Origin of the sequence: Microbispora sp. CA-102843, from assembly GCF_050936215.1 — a bacterium.
Lineage (GTDB): Bacteria > Actinomycetota > Actinomycetes > Streptosporangiales > Streptosporangiaceae > Microbispora.
In genome coordinates this window covers 61,290-80,564 of sequence record NZ_JBNJNF010000001.1, presented here as the reverse complement: position 1 = coordinate 80,564, position 19,275 = coordinate 61,290, and the positions used below count along the sequence as shown (strand labels likewise).

Genomic DNA, 19,275 nt, shown 5'->3' with positions numbered 1-19,275 from the left:
GGGGCGATCCGAGACTAACGGGGTTCGTTGACGCACCGGAGCACCGGGTGACGGACGAGCGCGCCGGGATCCACATCACCGCCCGTGACGTGGAAGACCGCGGTCTCCCCCGGCAGCAGCGTGACGAGCTGGTCGTCCACGGTCGCGCGAGGGTCGAGGCGGTCGGGGAAGATCGCGAGCTCGCGCACGACCGTCCGCGCGGTCACCCGCACCCGCAGCCCGCCCTCGATCTCCTCGACCACCGTGTCCATCTCCGTCGGCGGGTAGTCCATGGCCGGGTCCTCGCCCGGGAACCGCAGCGCGCGTACGTCGCCGAGGGTGGCCACCAGCACCTCGCCCGCCGGGTTCCCGGCCCGCGCCACCCCCTCGGGCAGCTCCACGGACGCCGTGCCACGCGCCGGGACCGACACGTCGAAGCGCTCCTTGGCCAGGATCTCCCCCGCCAGGCTGAGCCGGTCGACGGCGAGCTCCCCCGACCACGGCTCGCCGGTGTCGTTGACGACCGCCAGCGCGTCGCCCTGGAAGGTCAGCAACCGGTCGGCGTACGCCCGGCGCAGCGCGTACCACAGCGGCTTGCGCCGCCCGCCGCCGTCCACCGCGGCCCAGGAGGTGACCGGCCAGCAGTCGTTGAGCTGCCACACGATCGTGCCCATGCAGTGGGGCGCGAGCGCCCGGAACCGCTCGATGCCGAACGCCATCGCCCTGGCCTGGTTAACCTGGGTGTAGTAGTGCCAGTCGTCGAACCCGTCCGGCTGGGGCAGGTGCTCGCCGAGCCCGCGCAGCAGCTTGAGGTTGCCGTCGATCGCCTTCTGGTGGTGGGTCACCCCGGGGGAGACCGGCGTCAGCGGGTCGTCGGAGACCGCGGCGCGCAGCGTCGCGTACGTCGGCGGGCCCTGGAAGCCGAACTCGGCCACGAACCTCGGCGTGTAGGTCGCGTAGTGGGTGTAGTCCTGGTGGTTCCAGACCGTCCAGATGTGGACCGTGCCCTTGGACGGGTCGTTCGGCGGCAGGTCGGGGGCCCCGGAGTAGGGGCTGCCCGGCCAGTACGGCCGGGTCGGGTCGAGTTCGGCGACGACCCGGGGCAGCAGGTCGTAGTAGAAGCCGCCGCCCCAGCTGCGGCCCTCCAGCGTGTCCTGCCAGCCCCAGTCGGCGTGGCCCTCGATGTTCTCGTTGTTGCCGCACCACAGCACGAGGCTCGCGCGGTGGGCCAGACGGGCGACGTGCTCGCGGGCCTCGGCCTCGACCTCCGCCGCGAAGCGGCCCTCCTCCGGGTAGGCCGCGCAGGCGAACGGGAAGTCCTGCCAGACGAGCAGGCCCATCTCGTCGGCGAGGTCGTAGAAGTCCTCGCTCTCGTACATGCCGCCGCCCCACACCCGCAGGCAGTTGGCGCCCGCGGCGGCCGCCTGGGCGAACCGCTCGGCCAGCCGCTCCCGCGTGATCCGGCTCGGGAAGCAGTCGTCGGGGATCCAGTTGAAGCCCTTGACGAAGACCGGCTTCCCGTTGATCACGAAGGTGAACGCGTCGCCCGTGCGGTCGAGCTCGACCGACCTGAACCCGATCCGCCCGGTCCACTCCTGACCCTCAAGGCTCACGGTCAGGTCGTACAGCGGCTGCTCGCCGTACCCGCGCGGCCACCACAGGTCGGGGTCCGGCACGGTCAGCGTGACGACGGCCCGGCGCTGCCCGGCGCCGACGGTGACGGTCTCGGTCACGCCCCCGGCCGAGGCGGTGAGCGTGAGCGGCCGCTCGGTGGCCCTCTCCACCGCGACGTGCACTTCCACCGTGCCGTCTCCGTGGACGAGCGGACGCACCTCGGCGAGCCGGGCGGTGCTCCAGGTCTCGATGCCGATGGGCCGCCAGATCCCGGCCGTGACCAGCGTCGGCCCCCAGTCCCAGCCGAAGTTGCAGGCCATCTTCCTGATGAACTGGTACGGCTCGGCGTACGCGCCGGGGCGGTCGCCGAGGGCCGCCTTCTGCGCCTCCGCGTACCCGTACGGCGGGTCGAACAGGATCCTGAGCGTGTTCTCGCCCACGCGCAGCAGGTGCCGCACGGGGAAGCGGTATGACCGGTGCATGTCGGCCGTCGTGCCGATCTCGATGCCGTTGAGCACGAGTGTGGCGGCAGTGTCGAGCCCCTCGCAGACGAGGTCCGCCCGGTCGTCGTCGGTGCCGTCCTGCGCGAACTCCCATGTGAAAGCGGTCTCGTACGACCACGCCGTACGCCCGATCCAGGTCAGCTGGTCCTCGTTGTCGTCCTGGTAGGGGTCCTCGATCAGCCCGGCGGCGAGGAGGTCGGTGTGGACGCAACCGGGAACGGCCGCGGGCAGGCCCGCGACCACCGGCCGGAGCTGCCCGGTCGACGACACGGCGGTGACGGTCCACCCGTCGTGGAGGGGACGGTACGAGCTCACGCTTTCTCCTTAATCTTCTTCTCCTCGATCCCCGATGCCCCGCAACCGGCGCACGCCACGTGGTGGTCGTCTTCGACCTCGGCCAGCCCCGGGCGGGTCCGGCTCTCCTGCGGCGCCTCGTGGTAAGCGCAGGGCACGTCCTCAACCACGTCGTCCGTCCACTTGGCGTGCAGCCGGGGGACCGAGGCCAGCAGCGAGCGCGTGTAGGGATGCGCCGGGTTGCCGAACACGAGGTCCGTCCGGCCCATCTCCACGATCTTCCCGTGCCGTAGCACCACCGTCCGGTCGCTGACGTAGTTGCCGAGCGACAGGTCGTGCGTGACGAACAGGATGCCGAGGCCGCGCGCCCGCAGGTCGGCGAGCAGGTTGAGCACGTCGATGCGGGTGGACGCGTCGAGCATGCTGATGATCTCGTCGGCGACCAGCAGCCGGATGTCGAGGAGCACGGCCCTGGCGATCAGCATGCGCTGGAGCTGGCCGCCGCTGAGCTGGTGGGGATACTTGCCGAGGACGTTGCCGGGGTCGAGCCGCACGCTCTCCAGCGCGCCATCCACACGCTTGCGCCACTCGTCCGCGCCGACCTGGGAGAAGTACTGCTCCTTGATCATCGTGAAGACGCGGTCGGCCCGGAAGACGGGGTTGTAGCAGCTGAAGGGGTCCTGGAAGACGCCCTGCACCTGCCGGTAGTACTCCTTGCGGTCCTTGATCGAGGTGATGTCCCTGCCGTCCAGGGTGATCGTGCCGCCGCTGATCGAGGCGAGGCGCAGGATCATCCGGCCGAGCGTGCTCTTGCCGCTGCCGCTCTCGCCGATGAGCGAGACCACCTCTCCCTCGCCGACCTCGAAGCTGACGTCGGAGACGGCCTTCAGCTCGCGCCCGCCGAAGGCGCCGACGCGGTAGACCTTGGACACACCGTCCAGCTTGAGCATCATTCGGCCTTCCAGCAGGCGACGAAGTGGCCGGGGGCCACCTCGGCGAACGGCGGCTGCTCGGCGCACTGGTCGAACGCGAGCGGGCAGCGGTCCCGGAACCGGCATCCCCCGGGCGGCTTGAGCAGGGACGGCGGATTGCCGGGAATGCCCGTCAGCCGGCGGTCCTCGTAGCGCACCCCCACCTCGGGCAGCGCGGAGATGAGCTGCTTGGTGTACGGATGCCTCGGGGCGGTGACGAGCACCTCGGCCGGGGCCTTCTCGGCCAGCCGCCCGGCGTACATCACCATGATCGTGTCGGCGATCTGATAGACGAGCGAGATGTCGTGGGTGACCACCATCATGCTCGTGACCAGGCCGTGGTCGCGGAACCCGAGCAGCGTCGTGGCCACGGCCTTCTGGCTGGACACGTCGAGCGCGGAGGTGACCTCGTCGGCGATCAGCAGCGAGGGGTTCAGCAGCGTGGAGACGACCATGACCACCCGCTGCTTCATGCCGCCGGACAGCTCGATCGGGTAGCGGTCGAGCACATCCTTCGACAGGCCGACCAGCTCCAGCCGCCGCTCCAGCTCGGCCCTCTCCGGCCGCTCGCCGCGCGACTCCAGCAACTCGCCGACCATCTTGCCGATCTTCCTGGTCGGGTTGAGCGCGCTCATCGAGTACTGCGGGATGAGCGACACCTCGCGGAAGCGGAACTCGTCCATCGCGCCGTCGTCCGACAGCGGCATGGTCCTGCCGTCCAGCTCCACCGTGCCGCCGACGTGCCGCATGCGGCCGTCCAGCCGGATCAGGCTCTTGGCGAGCGTGGACTTGCCCGAGCCCGACTCCCCCGCCAGGCCCATGATCTCGCCGTCCGCGACGGTGAACGTGACGCCGTCGAGCGCCTTCACCTCGCCGCGCAGCGTCCGGTAGTAGACCCGGAGGTCGGTGACATTCAGCGCCACGTCACATCTCCCTCAGCTTCGGGTTGAACACCTCGTCCAGCCCGACGTTCATGACGTAGAGCGCGCCGACGATCGCCGTGATGCCGGCGCCCGGAGGGATGAACCACCACCACAGGCCGAGCTGGAGCGCGCTCCACCGTGCGGCGTTGTTGAGCATCAGGCCGAGGGAGACCCCCTCGGTGGGTCCGAGGCCGATGAAGTCGAGCGAGGCGGCGATCAGGATCGCGCTGCCGAACAGCAGGATGAACGTCAGGAATAGGTACGAGCTCATGTTCGGCGCGATCTCCCGAGAGATGATCTTCGGGGTGCGCACGCCGCTCAGCCGGGCGAGGTCGACGAAGTCGCGCGAGCGCAGCGAGAATGTCTGCGCCCTGATCGCCCGCGCGGCCCACGGCCACGAGGTCAGCCCGATGAACAGCGCCTGCACGCCGATGCTGCGCACACCCAGGTAGGCGTTGACGATCAGCAGCACCACCAGCGCGGGCAGCACGAGCACGATGTTGGTGAGCATGTTGAGCAGTTCGTCGACCCACCCGCCGCGGTAGCCCGCGACGAACCCCACGACCATGCCGACGACCGCCGCCAGCACGCCGCCGAGCACGCCCACGAGGAACGTCGAGCGCAGTCCGTACACGAACTGGGCGAAGACGTCCTGGCCGAACGTCGTGGTGCCGAACCAGAACTCCCCGGACGGCGGCGCCATGGGCGGCCCGACGTAGTCGTTCGGCCCGTGGTCGAACAGCAGCGGCCCGGCCAGGCCGGCCACGAGGAACACGCCGACGATGACCGTGCCGACGACCAGCTTGCGGTTGCGCAGCGCGAAGTGCAGGGCCTCGCGGCGCGCCGTCGGCGGCTGGGGCAGGACCTCGCTCACGCCGCTCCTCCCATCCCGGTCCTGGTGCGCGGGTCCACCAGGACGTACGCGATGTCGATGACGAAGTTGGCGATCAGCACGCCGATGACGATGAACAGGAAGGTGCCCTGCAGCAGGAAGAAGTCCTGGTTCTGGATGGCCTGGAGGATCAGGTGCCCCAGCCCGGGATAACTGAAGACGATTTCGGTGACCAGTGCGCCCGCCACGAGCACGCCGAGTTGCAGGGCCAGGCCGGTCACCTGGGGCAGGATCGCGTTCCTGAAGGCGTAGCGCCGCACCAGCCGCATCGGCGCGCCGAGCGCCCGCAGGTAGTTGACGTAGTCCGCCTCAAGCTCATAGATGATCATGTTGCGCATGCCGATTGCCCAGCCGCCGAACGCGACCAGGAACAGCGAGGCGAACGGGAGGAACCAGTGCTGGGCGAGGCTGCCGAGGAACTCCCACGACATGGACGGCTGCATGTCGAAGCCGTAGGCCCCGGCGACCGGGAACACGCCCGCGACGATGCCGAGCGCCCAGGCCAGCAGGATCGCCAGCCACATGTACGGCGTGGCGGTCAGCACGTAGCCGATGGGGAGCACGCTGTTGTCGAGCCACTTGCGCCGCGCGGCGAAGGCGCCGAACCGGTTGCCCGCGAACCAGCTCAGCAGGATGGACGGGATCAGCAGGCCCAGCGTGTACGGGACCGCCCGGATGATCACGTCGGACACCGGCGTCGGGAACAGCCAGATGCTGATGCCGAGGTCGCCCTTCAGCAGCGAGCCCCAGAAGTTGAGGTACTGCTGCCACAGCGGCAGGTCGAAGCCGAACATCGCGGTGTAGTGCGCCCGCATGGCCTCGACGGCCGCCGGCTGTGCGACGTTGGCGCGTGAGAGCATGCTCTGCACGGGGTCGCCCGGCATGAACCGCGGGATCATCCAGTTGATGGTCACGGCCACGAAGAACGTCAGGCCGTAGATGAGAAGCTTTCTGCCGAAATAGCGGCGCAATTCGACCTCCCGGTCGCGGAACGGCGCCCCCCTGCCCCGCTCGGGTGACAGTGGCAGTGACAGGGGGGCGCGAGAAGATCAGCCTCCGGAGGCCGGCTGGAGTTCGGTGAGCATGAGCGTGCCGCCCATCTCCAGCCAGTTACGCCACACCGTCGGCGGGTACTTCGGCGCGTTCGGCGCACTGCTGGGCCAGTTCTTCCAGACCGAGTTGGTGGTCTGGGACCACAGGCCGTTGTACCAGAGCGGGATGAACGGCACGTCCTCGAGCTGGATCTTCTGCAGCTCCGAGGTGATCTTCTTCATGCCCTCGACGTCCTCGGGCTTGACCTGGTCGAGCTGCTGCGTGAGCTCCCACGCCCGCTTGTTCTCGTACCGGCCGAAGTTCGTCGTGGTCTGCAGCTTCTGCACCGGCAGGCGGAACAGGTAGTCGTAGTACAGCCAGGGGGTGTTCGCCAGCTGCTTGTCGTTGTTGAGGACAAGGTCGTACTTGCCCTGGTTACGCACGTCGACGAGCGCGTTGTAGTCGGGGAAGTCGGCCTCGATGTCGATTCCGGCGGCCTTGGCGCTGGAGCTGATGACCCGGGCCGCCTCCATCCAGTCGGTCCACCCGGCGGGCACGATCAGCTTCAGCGAGATCTTGGCACCGCTCGGCGACTCCACCAGCCCGTCGCCGTTGCGGTCCTTGTAGCCGGCGTCGGCGAGCAGCTGCTTGGCCTTGTCCGGGTTGTAGGAGAAGCCGAGCGTGGAGGTGACGTTCTTGTCGACGTACTTGTCCCACTGCGGCAGCATGCCGGTCGGGTCGGACGCCTTGACCAGGTTGCCGTAGACGCCCTCGACGATCTTCTTGGTGTCGATGGAGTAGGCGACCGCCTTGCGGAACTCCTTGTCGTCCATCGGCTTCTTGGCGGTGTTGAACCACATCCAGGTGGTGTTCGCCGACAGCATGTACGGCGCCTGGTCGTAGTAGGTCTCGATGCCGAAGTTGCCCTTGACCAGGTTGGCGATGCCCGGCAGGAAGTTGGTGCTGAGGTCGAGGCCCTTCTGCAGCAGCAGGCCCATCGCGACCTCGTTGCTGGAGTTGACGATGTCGACGATGTACTTGGGCTTGACGTCCTTGCCGAGGGCCTTGGTCGCCCACCAGCCGTCGCGCTTGACCCAGACCATGCGGTCCTGGTCGTGGGACTGGTAGGCGTACGGGCCGGTGCCGACGGGCTTCTCGTTGACCCCGTTCATCACCTCGTCCTCGGACCGCCCCTCCCACAGGTGCTTGGGGACGATGGCCCGGCTGTAGAGGTGGTTGGCCCACTCCTGGTAGTTCGCCGTGGCGAAGGTGAACTTGATCGTGTAGTCGTCGACCTTCTCGGCGTTCTTCATCCAGTCCCACAGCGGGTGGTAGGGGACGGTCTCCATCTTGCCGAGCTCGAACGTGAAGATCACGTCGTCCGCCGTGAACGGTTTGCCGTCCGACCAGGTGACGTCCTTGCGGAGCTTGAGCGTGTACTCCAGGTCACCGGTCCAGTCGCCGCTCTCGGCCAGCCAGGGCGTGAACTTGTCGGTGTTCGGGTCGTACATGAACAGCGTCTCGTAGACCAGGCCCTTGGTGCCGGTGGCGAAGTCCCACTCGCGCAGCGGGTTCCAGTTCGCGGGCGGCCCCCACTGGGTGCCGCTGGTGTAGAGGGTCTCGTTGCGGGGGAATGCCCCGCCGCTGCCGCCCGCCGGGGCGGCCGCGCCGCCTCCCGCCGCGCCGTCTCCGGCCGGGCCGGTCGGCGTGGACGAACCCCCGCCTCCCGAGCAGGCCGCGCTTAACAGGCCGGCTGCCAGCACCGGTATAAGAAACCGCTTTCGGTTTCGCATGGTGACTCTCCTTCCCCCACGCGACACCGCGCGGGGTCCGCACTCCTGCCAGGCCCCGATGAACAGCGGTCCGCACCGATCGCCTCGCTGCGCCTTGGGTGCTGAACCGGATAAGTACCGAGACCGTAAAATCCGGATGTCGCTGGTGTCAATAGGGGAAGATGTAGGCAAAGTAACGGTAGTAAGGTGAGGTTCACTGGACCGGTTCAGCCGAGGGGACACGTGAGAAGACCGACCATCGCGGACATCGCACGCCAGGCGGGGGTCTCCAAGGGCGCGGTCTCGTACGCCCTGAACGGCCAGCCGGGGGTGTCCGAAGCCACCAGGGCCCGCATCCTGGCCATCGCGAACGAGATCGGGTGGCGGCCGAACATCGCCGCCAGGGCGCTCAACGGCGCCCGCGCGCACGCCGTGGGCCTCGCCCTGTGCCGGCCCGCCCGGTTCCTCGGCGTCGAGCCGTTCTTCATGGAGCTGATCAGCGGCATCGAGGCGGAGCTGTCCGCCCGCTCGTACGCGCTGCTGCTCCAGGTGGTCGGCGACCACGAGGCCGAGATGGGCGTCTACCGCCGCTGGTGGGGGGAGGGCCGGGTGGACGGCGCGATCCTCGTCGACCTCCACCTCGACGACCCCCGCGTGCCGCAGGTGGAGGAGATGGGCATGCCCGTCGTCGTGCTCGGGCACCCCTCGGCCGCCGGATCGCTCGTGCCGGTCTGGGCCGACGACAGCGCGGCCGTGCGCGAGACGGTGGAGTATCTCGTCGCGCTCGGGCATCGGCGGATCGCCCGCGTCGCCGGACTGCCCCGGCTGTCGCACACCGCGATCCGCGACCGGGCGTTCGGCGACGTCTGCGCCGGTCTCGGACTGGACGCCTGCCCGATCGTGCACACCGACTACACCGGCGAGGAGGGGGCGCGGGCCACGCGGCGGCTGCTCAGCTCACCCGAGCGGCCCACGGCGATCGTCTTCGACAACGACATCATGGCCGTGGCCGGCCTGTCCGTCGCCCAGGAGATGCGGCTCGACGTGCCGGCCGACCTGTCCGTCGTCGCCTGGGACGACTCCCCGCTCTGCCAGGTCGTCCGCCCGCCGCTGACCGTGCTCACCCGCGACATCCCCGCGTACGGCGGGCACGCGGCGCAGCGGCTGCTCGCGCTGATCGACGGCGTGGAGGCCAGTCCGCTGGAGGACGAGGCCCCTCGCCTGACCACCCGCGGCAGCACGGCGCCGCCCGTCTAGACCTCAGGCCTGGGAGGGGAGCGCGGACCAGTCGATCACCAGACGCTGCGGGTCCGCGGGGTCGGTCCACACCTGGACCGTCCGGCCGGGCAGGACGGCGCCCATCAACAGCCGCGGGAGGATCTGCCGGTGCGCGACCACGTACGGCGCGCCGGAGGCGGGCTGCACCCGCAGGTCGAAGGCGACGACGACCTGGTCGTTCACCATGGTGCCCGTGTCCCGCATGCCCGCGACCAGGGCGGTGGCCGGCAGGCCGGTGCCGACGAGGTCCTGGTTGCCGGTCCCCAGGAAGCTCTTCATCTGGCCGAAGACGCCGCCGGACGGGCCGCCGCCGCCGACCAGCCTGGTGGCCAGGATGACGACGTCGCCGATCAGCAGGAACATCCCGACGATGAAGGCGGGCAACCCCCACGACATGGTGGAGATCGAGCCCATCCCGTAGATCCCGGCGAACAACAGGACGATGCCGGCGCTGGCGCCGACGACGAAGACGTTACGCGACATTGCTCTGAACCCTCCGCATTTCTCGCACGTCACAGGGATAGGCGGACGGGCTTGATCGGCGCTTGCAGAGTCCTTACCAAGCAGTGCCTTTGGCGTTTGAAAGGTGACGTTCAGGAGAGATCGCTACACTTGGCCCCGTTTGCCGCTACTGGCTTTCGACCAGGTGAGAAACGCCTGGTCCGACCCTCAGGAGCACGACAGTGGGTCACGTCGACGTCCGCCCCGCGCCCCCGGCGGAGGACCTCCAGGCGCCGCCGCCCCGGACGCCGCCCAAGTGGCGGGCATGGCTGTGGGTCACGCTGTCGGGAGCGCTGGGCGTGCTCACGGGTGCCGCCACGTTCGCCGTCGGCGGGTACGTCAAGCTGAGCGGCAACGTCAAGCACGAGGCGGTGACCCAGAAGGATCTCGGGGGCGAGGCACGCCCACAGAAGATCAGCAAGGCGCTCAACGTGTTGATCGTGGGCTCGGACCAGCGCAACGGCGCCAACGCCAAATACGGCAAGTTCCCCGGCGAGCGCACCGACACGATCATCGTGGCGCACATCTCCCCGAACCGGGACGGCGCGGTGCTGATCAGCTTCCCGCGCGACTCACTCGTCCGCCTCCCCTCCTGCCCGGCCAAGGGCAACCTGCCGGGCCAGCGTCCGCACGTGGGAATGATCAACGAGTCGTTCAACTCCGGCGGCATCGCCTGCACCTGGAAGACGATCGAGGGACTCACCGACATCCGCATCGACCACTTCATGAAGGTCGACTTCACCGGCTTCAAGGCGATGGTGAACGCGCTGGACGGCGTGCAGGTCTGTCTGCCGCAGGCCGTCCACGACAAGAAGGCGCTGCTCGACCTGCCAGCGGGCAGGCAGATCCTCAAGGGCGAGCAGGCGCTCGGATACGTCCGTGCCCGCTACTCGCTCGGCGACGGCTCCGACATCGGCCGGATCCAGCGCCAGCAGATGTTCCTGGCCTCGATGGCCAAGAAGGCCATGAGCGGCGAGACACTGACCAACCCCGCGACGCTGTTCGGGTTCCTCGACGCGGTGACCAAGTCGATCACCACCGACCCCGACCTCACGATCGGCGTGATGAAGGACCTCGCGATGAGCGCGCAAGGCCTGACGGCCGGGCAGATCCGCTTCGTCACCACCCCCTGGCGTTACTCGGTCACGAACCCCGGCCGGGTCGAGTGGGTGCAGCCGCAGGCCCAGCGGTTGTTCAGGATGGTCGCCGCCGACCAGATCGCCAAGAACGTCAAGAGCGGCGAGCAGAAGATCCCCAAGTCGCAGATCCACATCCTGGTGCGCAACGGCAGCGGGCAGCAGGGGCTCGGCACCCAGGTGGCCGCCGAACTGGAGCAGCGCGGCTACCACATCGTCAAGGTCGAGCAGGCGCCCAAGCCGTACGCCAAGACCGTCATCGCGTACTCGGAGAACGGCGAGAGCCGGGCGTCCCGGCTGTATCGCGAGCTCAAGAAGGCGCGCTCCCGCCTGGTGCGCACGGCCACCACCCAGACCCTCGTGCTGGGGATCGGGGCCGACTGGAACGGAATGAAGCCCCCCAGGACGCTCGACGACGTGGAGGGCTTCGACGCCACTCAGGACAGCTGCACGGCTTCCTGAGTCGCGAGTTCCAGAACAGCCGGCTTCTAGAACAGCCAGCCGAACAGGCCGCCGCCACGGCGCGGCGTCTCCTGGGTGGGGGCGGGCGCGGCCGTCTGGGGGGCCGTGGCCGCCTGCTCCTCGGACGCCGTGTCCGTCCCCGAGGCCGTTCCACCGGCCCGCTCGTCGGCGTGCTCGCCGGCGGAAGCCTGCTCCTGCGTGTCGATCGGCACCCGGGACCGCGACGGGCGCGGGGAGGCGGTGGTCCGGGGGGCGGGGTCCTGCGCGCGGGACCGGGCCGTGTGTGTGGGCGCGGACGACGCGACCGGCGCCGAGGTCCCGGACGCGCCGGGCTGGGTGCGTGTGGGTTCGGCCCTGGGGGCGTCGGTGGGGGCGTCGCTCGGCACGGCGTCGGTGGGCACTGCGTCTGTGGGCACTGCGTCTGTGGGCACTGCGTCTGTGGGCGCGTCGGTGGGCTCCCCGGCCGCGGCGTCGCCGTCGGAGGCCGGCGAGACCGGTGCCGTCGCGGCGGCGCAGCCCGCCCCGCCCTCGCACTCCGCTCCGGAGGGCTGCCCGACCCACAGTGCCAGCGCCCAGATCGCCCCCAGAACCCCGACGGCGATCAGCCCGGTCCGCAGCAGCATCCCGCCGCGCCGCGAACCCTCGTTCTCGTCCTCGTCCGGGTCGGGGGCGCTGCGCCAGCCCGAGCCGAGGAAGCCGCGCGGATCGGTGTCGCCGTCGCTCATCAGGTCCCCGTCGCTCGTCAGGTCCCCGTCGCTCGTCAGGTCTTCGGAGCGGAGCCGAGCGGTGCGTCCAGCGGCGTAGTCAGCCTGCTCGGCGTGGTCGGCGGGGGTCTGCGCGGGCTGGTCCGGCCGCCAGTCCTCCGACAGCACGTCGCCCTGGTCGCCCGGCGTGGCGCCGAGAACCTGCTCGTCGTGCTCCTCCGACCAGAACCGGTCTCCCTCCCCGCCGTACTGGCCTTCGCCGCTGATGTACGGCCGGATGAACGAGTCGTCCTGCTCGTAGGCGTCCTCGGTGACCGGGTCGCGCATGAAGTTCCTTCCTCGGTGAGCCTTGGGTCCGTATCCCAATAGCGAACGTTCCTAGCACTTGTCGACACGTCCTGTCTGGAAATTTCACAACAATCACTGGAAGCGGGTTTGTCACTCCGGCAACAAACCCAGCAAACCCATCGGGGTTGACGGGAATCGTGGAACGGTCTTTAATATCGACTAAACCGACTGACTTGGTAGGAATAGAGGACAGGCATGAGAGTGCGCAGGCTCGGGGCCATCGCAGCCGCCGTCATGGCGACGACCACCCTGGTCACCGCCTGCGGGGGAGACGACAACGCCAGCGGGGGCAACGGCGGCGGAGGCAAGGTTCAGTTGGCGCTGGTCGCCTACTCCACCCCCCAGGCGGCGTTCGAGGACGTCATCAAGGCGTTCCAGAAGACGCCCGAGGGCAAGAACATCACCTTCACCCAGTCGTTCGGCGCGTCCGGCGACCAGAGCCGCGCCGTGGCGAACGGGCTTAAGGCGGACATCGTCGAGTTCTCCCTGGAGACCGACATCACCCGGCTCGTGAAGGCCGGCCTCGTCGCGCCGGACTGGAACACCGGTCCCACCAAGGGGATCCTCACCAAGTCCGTCGTCGTCATCGGCACCCGCAAGGGCAACCCGAAGGGCATCAAGACCTGGGACGACCTCGTCAAGCCCGGAGTCGAGGTCATCACGCCCAACCCGTTCACCTCCGGCGGCGCCCGCTGGAACCTGCTCGCGGGCTACGGCGCCAAGTCGAACAAGGGCGCCGACCAGACCGCCGGGCTCGCCTATCTGGACGCGCTGCTCAAGAACGTGCCGGTCCAGGACGACAGCGGCCGCAAGTCGCTGCAGACCTTCACCGGCGGCAAGGGCGACGCGATCCTCACGTACGAGAACGAGGCGATCTTCGCTCAGCAGAACAACCAGGAGATCGACTACACGGTTCCGGACTCGACGCTCCTCATCGAGAACCCGGTGGCCGTGACGAAGAACAGCGCCCACCCCGAGGAGGCCGCGGCCTTCCTGAAGTACCTCTACTCGGTCGAGGCCCAGACCATCTTCGCCAAGAACGGCTACCGCCCGGTCGCCGACGGCGTGACCGGCTTCAACTGGCCCACCCCGCCGCAGCTGTTCACGATCCAGGACCTCGGCGGCTGGGACAAGATCACGACTGACTTCTTCGACTCGAAGACCGGCAAGGTCGCGGAGATCGAACGCAAGCTCGGTGTGGCGACCGAAAAGTGACCACGATCACCGTACGCCCTGTCCGACGCCCGGCCGGCGGCACCGCCGCCGGCCTCGGCACCGCGGTGCTGTACCTGAGCCTGATCGTGCTGATCCCCCTGGCCGCCGTCGTCTGGCGCTCGGCCGACGAGGGGCCCGGGTATTTCTGGCGCTCGGTCACCACCCCCGACGCCTGGTCGGCGCTCACCCTGACCGTCGGCGCCTCGGTGCTCGTCGCCCTGGTCAACCTGGTCATCGGGACGGTCATCGCCTGGGTGCTGGTCCGCGACCGCTTCCCCGGCCGGGCGGTCCTCGACACGATCATCGACCTGCCGTTCGCGCTGCCGACCATCGTCGCCGGTCTCGTCCTGCTCGCGTTGTACGGCCCACAGTCCCCGCTCGGGGTCAACCTGGCCTACAGCAGGGCCGGAGTCGTGCTGGCACTGCTGTTCGTCACGCTGCCGTTCGTCGTCCGTACGGTGCAGCCGGTCCTGCTGGAGCTCGACACGGAGATGGAGCAGGCGGCGGCCTCCCTCGGCGCGGGGCCGTTGCAGACCTTCCGCCGGGTCATCCTGCCGAACCTGATCCCCGCGATGCTGTCCGGCACCGCCCTCGCCTTCACCCGGGCGATCGCCGAGTTCGGCTCGACCGTGCTCATCTCGGGCAACCTTCCGTTCAAGACGCAGGTCGCGGCGGTGAACATCTTCAGCCAGATCGAGGGCGACAACACCACCGGCGCGGCAGCGATCTCGACGGTCCTGCTCGTGGTGGCCCTGGTCGCGCTGATCACGCTCGACGTCCTGCAGCGCTGGGGGAGCCGCCGTGGCTAGGCACGTCCTACGCGTGGTCGCCGTCGTCTACGTCCTGTTCCTGCTGGTGCTGCCGGTGGGGCTGATCGTCTGGCGGACCTTCGGAGACGGGCTCGGGCCGTTCGCCGAGGCCCTGACCTCCCCGTCGGCGCTGCACGCCTTCAAGGTCACGCTGACGGTCGCCGGCTGGGCGGTCCTGGCCAACACGGTCTTCGGGGTCGGCGCCGCGCTCCTGCTCGTCCGGCACCAGTTCCCGGGCAAGCGGCTGCTGGGCGCGTTCATCGACCTGCCGATGGCCGTCTCGCCGGTCGTCGTCGGGCTCGCGCTCATCCTCGTGTACGGTCGGTTCTCCCCCTTCGGCGGCCTGCTGGAGAGCTGGGGAGTCCAGGTGATCTTCTCCACCCCCGGCATGGTGCTGGCCACGGTGTTCGTGTCGCTGCCGCTCGTCGTGCGGGCCGTCGTGCCGGTCCTGGAGGAGCTCGGCGACGAGCAGGAGCAGGCCGCGCACACGCTGGGCGCGAGCCGCCTCCAGACGTTCGTCCGCATCACGCTCCCCGGCATCCGCTGGGCCCTCGGCTACGGCGTCGTCCTCTGCCTGGCCCGTTCGCTCGGCGAGTACGGCGCGGTCGCGGTGGTCTCCGGCCGCCTCGTGGACCAGACCCAGACGCTGACGCTGTTCGTCGAGGAGCGGTTCCAGAACTTCGACCAGCCGGCCGCGTTCGCCGCCGCGACGGCCCTCGCCCTGATCGCCGTGGTCACCCTGCTGCTCACCAAGCTCCTGCGCCCGAAGGATCGGTCTGATGGCAATTGAGGTACGCGACGTGAACAAGTCGTTCGGGACGACGCCCGTCCTGCACGACGTGTCGCTGGACGTCGCCGCAGGGTCGCTCACCGCCCTGCTCGGCCCGAGCGGCGGGGGGAAGTCGACGCTGCTGCGGGTGATCGCCGGCCTGGAGCAGCCCGACACCGGCACGGTCCGTATCTCCGGCGTCGACGCCACCCGGCTGTCCCCGCAGCGGCGCAACGTCGGCTTCGTGTTCCAGCACTACGCCGCCTTCAAGCACCTCACGGTCTTCCGCAACGTGGCCTTCGGGCTGGAGATCCGCAAGCGGCCCAAGGACGAGATCCGCAAACGCGTCATGGAGCTGCTGGAGCTGGTCCACCTGGAGAAACTGGCCGACCGCTACCCGTCCCAGCTGTCGGGCGGCCAGCGCCAGCGCATGGCCCTGGCCCGGGCCCTCGCGGTGGAGCCCCAGGTGCTGCTGCTGGACGAGCCGTTCGGCGCCCTCGACGCGCAGGTGCGCAAGGAGCTGCGGACGTGGCTGCGCAGGCTGCACGACGAGGTCCACGTCACCACCGTGTTCGTCACCCACGACCAGGAGGAGGCCATCGAGGTCGCCGACACGATCGTGGTGCTGGCCGGGGGCGAGGTCGTGCAGGCCGGCAGCCCCGGCGAGGTGTACGACAACCCGGCCAACCCGTTCGTGATGCGCTTCCTGGGCCCGGTCACCGAGATCGGCGGCAGTCTGGTCCGCCCGCACGACATCGAGATCAGCCCGGATCCCGTCGAGGGCGGCTCGCCCGCCGTGGTCTCCCGCGTCGTACGGCTCGGCTTCGAGGTGCGCGTGGAAGTGGAGATCGGCGGGCACGAGGCGTGGGTCCAGGTGACGCGGGAACAGGCCGACCGGCTCGGGTTCGGGCCGGGCGACGTCGTGCATGTCAGGCCCGCGCCCGGCGCCCGATCCCTGGCCCTCGCGCTGTGACAGACGCAGTGTGAGAACATGCGGCTTTCCGTACGGACCCAGTACGCCCTGCGCGCCGCCGCCGAACTGGCCGCGGCGGCGCCGGGGCCGGTCCCGGCCGAGCGGATCGCGGCCGCCCAGCGCATTCCCCGGCGGTTCCTCGACAACATCCTGCTGCAGATGCGGCGGGCCGGCCTCATCCACAGCCAGCGCGGGCCTGACGGCGGCTACTGGCTCGCGCGGCCCGCCGAGCAGATCACGCTCGCCGACGTCGTCCTCATCATGGAGGGGGCGCCCCAGGACAGCGAGGGGTTCCACGGGGTCGCCGAGCCGCTCGGCGACGTCTGGACGGCGCTGCGCGACCACGAGCAGGCGACGCTCACCGAGGTCACGCTCGCCCACATCGCGACCGGTTCACTTCCGCCCCTCTGATCCCGGTACTTGTGGAAGACTCCACATTCAGGTGGAACGTGCCGTGGCGTAGAGGCAGGCGGGATGGGTACTGCTGGGCAGCTCATCGTCAGGCGATACCGGCTGGTCCGCGCCCTCGGCCACGGTCGCACCGGGCTGGTGTGGGAGGGCCGCGACACGCTGCTCGACCGGCCCGTCGCGATCCGCGAGGTCCTGCTGCCCCCGGACCTGGGCGAGACCGCGCGGCTGCGGCTCGTCCAGCAGATCTCCCGTGAGGCCCGCCAGGCCGAGCGGCTGCGCCACCCGCACATCGCCGCCGTCTACGACGTCGCCGAGGATGGCGACACCCCGTACATCGTGACGGAGCTGGTCCCCTCGCGCTCGCTCGACGGGGTGGTCTCCGGCGACGGACCGCTGCCTCCGGCCGAGGCCGCGCGGATCGCCCGCACGGTGCTGTCCGCGCTCACGCACGCCCACGCCGCCGGCGTACGGCACGGCGACGTCCGGCCCGCCAACGTGCTCCTCGCGCACGACGGGCGGGTGCTGCTCGCCGACTTCGGCGTGTCGGTGCCGGCCACCGATCCGGCGTTCGCCCGCACGCCCGGGACCGGCAGCCCTTCCGCCGGCCGTGGCACCGAGACGTACCTCGCCCCGGAACGGGCCGCCGGCGGGCCGCGCACGGTCGCCGCCGACCTGTGGTCGCTGGGCGCCACCCTCCACCTGGCCGTCACCGGCGAACCGCCCACGAGCGCGGGGCCGCTGGAGGATGTGCCCGGGGAACTGCGCGCGGTGCTCACCGGGCTGCTGGCCCGGGAGCCCAGGCGGCGGATCGACGCGGAGACCGCCGATCGCCTGCTCGCCGAGATCGAGCCGCCCGCCCCGCCTCGGCCCGTACGCCGGGGCCCCGGCCGTGCTCGTCTCATTACTGGGATCGCGGCGGCCGTGTTGGTCGCCTGTGTTCTGGGGGGTTGGGCGGTGCTGCGGTCCGGAGGGGAAAGCCGGGCCTCGGCCGGGACCTCGGCCGGGACCTCGGCCGAGGCGGTCACCTCTCCGGCGACGCCGGTCCCGGTCTCCCCGTCGGCGTCCGCCCGGCGGCTGAAGCTGAAGTGGCACACGTCCGACGCCGGATGGCGGGCCGGGGTGCCCCGCGACTGGACCCGCGAGGAGAGGCCTTACTCGACCTCGTGGCGCTCGCGAGACGGTGGGGCGGCGTTCACGGTCGAGGTGACCGCGCAGCGCGGCACCGATCCCCTGGCGGCGCTTGGCGAGGCGGAGGAGATCCTCCGTCCGGTCGCCAAGACCTATCGCAAGCTTCGCCTCAGGGCCGTGACCGGCGAGCACGGCCCGTCCGCCGACTGGGAGTTCACCTGGACCCCGCGCAAGGCGTCGGCGCGGGACCACCTGGCCAAGGGAGTGGAGTATCACCAGTATCGCCGGGTGATCTCCACCGGCACGACGACGAGCGTGCTCACCTGGACCGCCCCCGCCGCCGACTGGGACACATTGCGGCCCACGCTCGTCAAGGTGCTCTCGCTCTTCCAGCCGCCGTCGATCGTCCCGACGCCCGCCGCGGCCTGAAATCCGCCCGCGCTCTCCTCGAGTGTGTCATGATGACGCACAAGTGAAAGTGACAACGGTTTTCATTTTGACCTGTTCATTTGGATCGGGGGGCCTTCATGCGAGTGGCGTTCGTCGGCAAGGGCGGAAGCGGCAAGACCACGCTGTCTTCGCTGTTCGCGAGGTACGCGACGCGGCGGGGGCCGGTCGTCGCCATCGACGCCGACATCAACCAGCACCTCGGCCTGGCCCTGGGCCTGGCTGCGGATGCGGATGCGGATGCAGACGCGGCCGAGCACCCGCCACCGCTTGGCGGGATGCTGACCGAGATCAAGGACTACCTGCGCGGCGACAATCCACTGATCCGCGACGCGGCGTCCATGGTCAAGACGACCCCGCCCGGGCGCGGCTCGCGGCTGATCCGGCTGGACGACCCGTTCTTCCCTTCCCGGCATGTCGAGGGCGTCTCGCTCATGGTCACCGGCCCGTTCGAGGAGGACGACCTCGGCGTCGCCTGCTACCACTCCAAGCTCGGCGCGGTGGAGCTCTATCTCAACCATCTGGTCGACGGCCCCGGCGAGTACGTCGTGGTGGACATGACCGCCGGGGCGGATTCCTTCGCCTCCGGGTTGTTCACCCGCTTCGACCTCACCTTCCTGGTCGCGGAGCCGACCCGCCAGGGCGTGAGCGTCTACCGGCAGTACCGCGACCACGCCGCCGGGTTCGACGTCGAGATCGCGGTCGTGGGCAACAAGGTCCACTCGCCGGAGGACGTCGACTTCCTCCGCGAGCACGTCGGAGACGACCTGCTGACCTGGTTCGGCCACTCCCCCGCCATCCGCGGCATGGAGCAGGGCCGGCCGTTCACGCTCGACGACCTGGAGCCCGCCGGCCACCTGGCCCTCGCCACCATGCTCGACCGGCTCGACACGCAGCCCAAGGACTGGCCGAAGTTCGGCAGGCAGGCGGCCGAGTTCCACATCAGGAACGCCCGTGCGTGGGCCAACCGGGCGACGGGACGGGACCTGGTCGCGCAGATCGACCCCGGCTTCGTGTACGGCCCGGCCGTCGCCGCCCCATGAACGTGTCGCCTCCGCGCCAGATGGAGGCCCGGCGCGTTCGATCTACTGTCAACTGCGTCCCCGCTCTCTGA

Annotated in this window: 17 protein-coding genes; 9 read left to right on the top strand and 8 right to left on the bottom strand. The window is 69.9% G+C overall.

Annotated elements, in window-relative coordinates; genetic code table 11:
* Positions 1-14: 14 nt before the first annotated feature.
* From ACQEVJ_RS00485 to ACQEVJ_RS00460, 6 genes are all read right to left on the bottom strand, one after another.
* Positions 15-2,411: a glycosyl hydrolase 2 galactose-binding domain-containing protein gene (locus ACQEVJ_RS00485; RefSeq protein ID WP_433095965.1), complete on the bottom strand. Its 2,397-nt coding sequence runs from the start codon at positions 2,409-2,411 to the stop codon at positions 15-17.
* A complete protein-coding gene (locus tag ACQEVJ_RS00480; RefSeq protein ID WP_433112495.1) occupies positions 2,408-3,340 on the bottom strand; it encodes an ABC transporter ATP-binding protein in 933 nt (310 codons plus the stop codon). Before ACQEVJ_RS00480 ends, ACQEVJ_RS00485 begins: the two co-directional genes overlap by 4 nt.
* A complete protein-coding gene (locus ACQEVJ_RS00475; RefSeq protein WP_433095963.1) occupies positions 3,340-4,284 on the bottom strand; it encodes an ABC transporter ATP-binding protein in 945 nt (314 codons plus the stop codon). Before ACQEVJ_RS00475 ends, ACQEVJ_RS00480 begins: the two co-directional genes overlap by 1 nt.
* Position 4,285: 1 nt before the next feature.
* A complete protein-coding gene (locus ACQEVJ_RS00470) occupies positions 4,286-5,158 on the bottom strand; it encodes an ABC transporter permease (RefSeq protein ID WP_433095961.1) in 873 nt (290 codons plus the stop codon).
* Positions 5,155-6,147, bottom strand: coding sequence for an ABC transporter permease (locus ACQEVJ_RS00465; RefSeq protein ID WP_433095959.1), 993 nt, complete (start codon positions 6,145-6,147; stop codon positions 5,155-5,157). The genes ACQEVJ_RS00470 and ACQEVJ_RS00465 overlap by 4 nt, the downstream gene beginning before the upstream one ends.
* Before the next feature lie 78 nt (positions 6,148-6,225).
* Positions 6,226-7,971: an ABC transporter substrate-binding protein gene (locus ACQEVJ_RS00460; protein WP_433095957.1), complete on the bottom strand. Its 1,746-nt coding sequence runs from the start codon at positions 7,969-7,971 to the stop codon at positions 6,226-6,228.
* A 252-nt stretch (positions 7,972-8,223) separates the two neighbouring features.
* Here ACQEVJ_RS00460 and ACQEVJ_RS00455 point away from each other — a divergent pair, with 252 nt between their 5' ends.
* Positions 8,224-9,237, top strand: a complete 1,014-nt coding sequence (locus ACQEVJ_RS00455) for a LacI family DNA-binding transcriptional regulator (protein WP_433095955.1) — start codon at positions 8,224-8,226, stop codon at positions 9,235-9,237.
* A 3-nt stretch (positions 9,238-9,240) separates the two neighbouring features.
* Here the strand turns inward: ACQEVJ_RS00455 and ACQEVJ_RS00450 are convergent, their stop codons facing one another.
* Positions 9,241-9,741, bottom strand: coding sequence for a hypothetical protein (locus tag ACQEVJ_RS00450; protein WP_433095953.1), 501 nt, complete (start codon positions 9,739-9,741; stop codon positions 9,241-9,243).
* Between the two features lie 200 nt (positions 9,742-9,941).
* Here ACQEVJ_RS00450 and ACQEVJ_RS00445 point away from each other — a divergent pair, with 200 nt between their 5' ends.
* Complete coding sequence (locus ACQEVJ_RS00445; protein ID WP_433095951.1) at positions 9,942-11,357, top strand: LCP family protein; 1,416 nt, start codon at positions 9,942-9,944, stop codon at positions 11,355-11,357.
* 26 nt (positions 11,358-11,383) lie between these two features.
* Here the strand turns inward: ACQEVJ_RS00445 and ACQEVJ_RS00440 are convergent, their stop codons facing one another.
* On the bottom strand, positions 11,384-12,388 hold the full coding sequence (locus ACQEVJ_RS00440; RefSeq protein ID WP_433095949.1) for a hypothetical protein: 1,005 nt from the start codon (positions 12,386-12,388) through the stop codon (positions 11,384-11,386).
* A 216-nt stretch (positions 12,389-12,604) separates the two neighbouring features.
* On the opposite strand from ACQEVJ_RS00440, the gene ACQEVJ_RS00435 reads away from it, so the two are divergent.
* From ACQEVJ_RS00435 to ACQEVJ_RS00405, 7 genes are all read left to right on the top strand, one after another.
* A complete protein-coding gene (locus tag ACQEVJ_RS00435; RefSeq protein ID WP_433095947.1) occupies positions 12,605-13,624 on the top strand; it encodes a sulfate ABC transporter substrate-binding protein in 1,020 nt (339 codons plus the stop codon).
* Entirely contained in the window at positions 13,621-14,433 is an 813-nt protein-coding gene (cysT, locus tag ACQEVJ_RS00430; protein WP_433095945.1) for a sulfate ABC transporter permease subunit CysT, read from the top strand. Before ACQEVJ_RS00435 ends, cysT begins: the two co-directional genes overlap by 4 nt.
* Complete coding sequence (locus ACQEVJ_RS00425; RefSeq protein ID WP_433095943.1) at positions 14,426-15,223, top strand: sulfate ABC transporter permease; 798 nt, start codon at positions 14,426-14,428, stop codon at positions 15,221-15,223. Before cysT ends, ACQEVJ_RS00425 begins: the two co-directional genes overlap by 8 nt.
* The gene (locus ACQEVJ_RS00420; RefSeq protein WP_433095941.1) at positions 15,213-16,175 is read left to right on the top strand and encodes a sulfate/molybdate ABC transporter ATP-binding protein; all 963 of its coding nucleotides are present in this window, start codon (positions 15,213-15,215) and stop codon (positions 16,173-16,175) included. Before ACQEVJ_RS00425 ends, ACQEVJ_RS00420 begins: the two co-directional genes overlap by 11 nt.
* 18 nt (positions 16,176-16,193) lie before the next feature.
* Positions 16,194-16,586, top strand: a complete 393-nt coding sequence (locus ACQEVJ_RS00415; protein ID WP_139575537.1) for an RrF2 family transcriptional regulator — start codon at positions 16,194-16,196, stop codon at positions 16,584-16,586.
* A gap of 63 nt (positions 16,587-16,649) precedes the next feature.
* The gene (locus tag ACQEVJ_RS00410) at positions 16,650-18,143 is read left to right on the top strand and encodes a serine/threonine-protein kinase (RefSeq protein ID WP_433095938.1); all 1,494 of its coding nucleotides are present in this window, start codon (positions 16,650-16,652) and stop codon (positions 18,141-18,143) included.
* A gap of 98 nt (positions 18,144-18,241) precedes the next feature.
* The gene (locus tag ACQEVJ_RS00405) at positions 18,242-19,204 is read left to right on the top strand and encodes an ATP-binding protein (RefSeq protein WP_433095936.1); all 963 of its coding nucleotides are present in this window, start codon (positions 18,242-18,244) and stop codon (positions 19,202-19,204) included.
* Positions 19,205-19,275 lie beyond the last annotated feature (71 nt).